Origin of the sequence: Methanoculleus sp. UBA413 (assembly GCF_002502935.1) — an archaeon.
GTDB classification, from domain to species: domain Archaea; phylum Halobacteriota; class Methanomicrobia; order Methanomicrobiales; family Methanoculleaceae; genus Methanoculleus; species Methanoculleus bourgensis.
Genome location: NZ_DAQR01000141.1, coordinates 7,402 through 10,797, shown reverse-complemented (window position 1 = coordinate 10,797; position 3,396 = coordinate 7,402). Strand labels below are relative to the sequence as shown.

Annotated in this window: 2 protein-coding genes and 1 pseudogene; 1 reads left to right on the top strand and 2 read right to left on the bottom strand. The window is 61.9% G+C overall.

Annotated features, from left to right (window positions below; all coding sequences use genetic code 11):
- On the bottom strand, positions 1-1,457 hold a 1,457-nt coding region (locus BP858_RS12245), incomplete at its 3' end, for a sodium-translocating pyrophosphatase (RefSeq protein WP_286879588.1).
- A gap of 90 nt (positions 1,458-1,547) precedes the next feature.
- Positions 1,548-2,951 carry a DNA-directed DNA polymerase II small subunit gene (locus BP858_RS12240; RefSeq protein WP_286879587.1) on the bottom strand — a complete coding sequence of 468 codons (1,404 nt, stop codon included), beginning with the start codon at positions 2,949-2,951 and terminating at the stop codon, positions 1,548-1,550.
- 101 nt (positions 2,952-3,052) lie between these two features.
- Here BP858_RS12240 and BP858_RS12235 point away from each other — a divergent pair.
- A pseudogene (locus BP858_RS12235) lies at positions 3,053-3,396 on the top strand (S26 family signal peptidase); the annotation flags it as partial.

The window sequence follows — 3,396 nt, the reverse complement described above, 5'->3', positions numbered from 1 at the left end:
TTGACCGCCTGGGTGTAGGCGGAGAAGAGGGCAAGCGCCGTCAGCGCCGCAGAGCCGATGGCGAACCCCTTGCCGATGGCTGCGGTGGTGTTGCCGACCGCGTCCAGGGTGTCGGTGATCTCACGGACTTCCGGCTTCTGGTGGGACATCTCGGCGATACCGCCGGCGTTATCAGCGACGGGGCCGTATGCATCGACCGAGAGGGAGATCCCGAGTGTCGAGAGCATGCCGACGGCGGCGATAGCGATGCCGTAAAGCCCGGCGGTCATGTATGAGACGTAGATAGCAAGGGCGATGATCAGGACCGGCCAGACGGTGCTCTCCATCCCCTTCGCAAACCCGGTGATGATGGTGGTGGCGGCCCCGGTCTCACTCGACTTCACGATAGCCTGGGTCGGTTTCCGGTCAAACGAGGTGTAGTACTCGGTGATCAGGCCGATAGCGAACCCTGCGACAAGGCCGGCGGCGGTGGCGTAGAAGACACCCATATACTCAGCCCCGAGGAGCGAGTTCACCAGGAAGTAGGTAGCGATGACGACCAGGATGAGCGCGGAGAGCAGCCCCTTGTTGAAGGCCATGTGGATGGCGCTACTCTCGGTCTTGTTGGTCCGGACGAAGAACGAACCGATGATGGACGCAACGATACCGACCGCGGCGATGAGCAGCGGGAGGATGATCACGTTCATGACGTCTGCGTTCGGGAACTGCGTGGCCGCGACGGCGACGCCGAGGACCATCGCTGCGATGATCGAGCCGACGTAGGACTCGTAGAGGTCCGCACCCATGCCGGCGACGTCGCCGACGTTGTCGCCGACGTTGTCGGCGATGACGGCCGGGTTCCTGGGGTCGTCCTCAGGGATGCCAGCCTCGACCTTGCCGACGAGGTCGGCACCGACGTCTGCGGCCTTGGTAAAGATACCGCCGCCGACACGGGCAAAGAGGGCGATAGAACTTGCCCCGAGACCGAACCCGGTCACGACGGTGAGGACTTCAGCCTGGGTGAGCCCGGCGAATGTGCTGATAACCACATAGGCAAGCGAGAGCCCGAGGAGCCCGAGCCCGACAACGGCCATGCCCATGACCGAACCGCTCGCAAACGAGACCTTGAACGCATCCGCGATACCTCTCCGCGCGGCGTTGGTAGTCCGGACGTTTGCGGCCGTTGCGGTGAACATGCCGATGTAGCCGGCAGTCGCCGAGAGCGCCGCGCCGAGCACGAAGCAGGCGGCGGTGAGCGGGCCGATCCAGATCGCGAGAACAATGGCAAGTACGACAACAAATATTGCGATAGCGCGGTACTGTCTGTTCAGGTAGATCATTGCCCCATCATGGATGGCGGCAGCAATCTTCTGCATCAGTTCGGTACCTGTGCCCTCCCGCTTGATACTCGTATACGAGTATCCTGCAAACAGGAGAGCGAGAATGGCACCTATGGGTGCCAGATACACCAGATCCATCTCTCTCTCATTCCTCCGACAGAGTACCATATAGAGAGGTGGTCAACATTTTTAAATATGTGGAAAAGGCCCGGGGATAATAGTGGAGATTTAGCTGAAATCCATCACTTCGGGCTGGAGTGTCTGGAGATCGACGACAAACGCCCGCGCGGGCGTGGGATGGATGTTCATCTGTTTCTGAAACGACGTCTGTGACTGCCAGGTACCGCTGTTCACCCCGAGGACACCCCGGTAGCGTGTGACGCCGCAGATGTGGACGTGGCCGGTGAGCAGGATCTCAGGAAGCGGATCGATCACGAGCCGGTCGGTCTTCATGGCGGCGATGGGGGTACGCATGCCGTAGGGTGAGGCAAGCAGCCGGCGTTTCAGCATCTCGTCCATGATCTCCCCTGGCCGCTCGTAACTCGCGCCCGGGATGAGCCCGATCATGTCATCGAACGACCGCCCGTGGTACATGAGAACCCGGACGCCCTGGAGGTTCAGCAAGCAGGGGTTCTCGACGAGGGTGCAGTTCTCCGGGAACTTCCCGGTGAACTCCGGCGGGATCGCCGGTTGCGGCTCAGCCATCCTGACGACATCGTGGTTTCCGGGGGCGGCAACGATCCGGATCCTCGACGGGAGGTCCCGGAGCATCTCCGCGAAGACGTCGTACTGCTCATAGATGTTCTTGATCGTCAGTTCGTTCTCCTGTCCCGGGTAGATCCCGATGCCGTCGACGAGATCGCCTGCGATCAGGAGGTATGCGGCATCTGAGTCCTGGAGCCAGTCGGCGAACCGGTTCCATGCTTCTTCAAGAAAGGTGTTGCTCCCGACGTGGACGTCTGAGATCAGGACCGCCTTCCCCGGCCGGTCGCTCCTGAACGGGGCGTGGTTGATGGGGATGTCCGGGCGGGAGAGTTGATCGGCAAAGAGGAGCCCGCCGTCGTTTGAGAGTTTCCCCTTGACCCCGAGCACCTCGTCGGGGAGGATCCGTTCTGCCTCCGCGAAGGAGTCGTCCCTTCCTTTGTTGAAGAGCACCCGGATGGTCCCGGTGGGGTCCTCCAGCTCGACGAGCCGGTGCCCCCTGGCGGTCGTCCGGGTGTCGGCCACCATCCCGATGATGGTGCACTCCTCGTCGCGGTAGCGGTGAGGGGATTTCGCCAGCGCCTCGATGGGCATCGCGGTCATCCGGCTCCGGATCATCGAGGAGAGGTTGTTGTAACGGTCCCGGAAGTAGTGGACTGCATCCTCATGGCCGGTGACGCTCCCCGTGGTCCCGGCACTCCCCACAATCACCTCGAGTTCCGGGTCGACAAGAAACCTGGTCCCATCCCTGACTTTCTTCAGCCCCGGGATATGCTCCGCTGATATGACCAGGGTGTCGTCGGGAACCCCCGCGGCGATCCGGTCGATCAGTGAGGGATCGTTCTGCTCCCTGATGTAACTCACCACGTCGGGATGGACCTGGTGCTTTAACTCAAGGAACCGGCGTACGATCTCCCCGTTGGCGAGCATGGTCTCATGTTATTCTCCTCCCGGTAATATGGGTTTATCTTTTCGCCCACTCCGGTGCCGGAGATCCTATGTATATAGGAATAACACTCTCTTTACAGCAAATGTCGGATACCACCTGGCTGCAGCGTGCAGCATCGGCCCTCGCGGCGTTCCGGGAGAGCGAACACCCGGCCGTCTCTCTCGCCCGCGACCTTCTCTGGGTTGTCGCGGTCGTGGGCGGCATCGCCCTCGCCCTCTACCTCATCGCCGGCACCTGGCCTGCTGTGGTCACGATCGAGTCGGAGAGCATGGTCCCGAACATGAACGTCGGCGACCTGGTGCTGGTCGTGGACGAAGACCGGTTCGGCAGCCTCACGACCTGGGACGAGGGGCAGTGGACCGGGCACCGGTCGTTCGGGGACTACGGCGATGTGATCATCTACCGCCCGAACGGCGCCGATTCCGT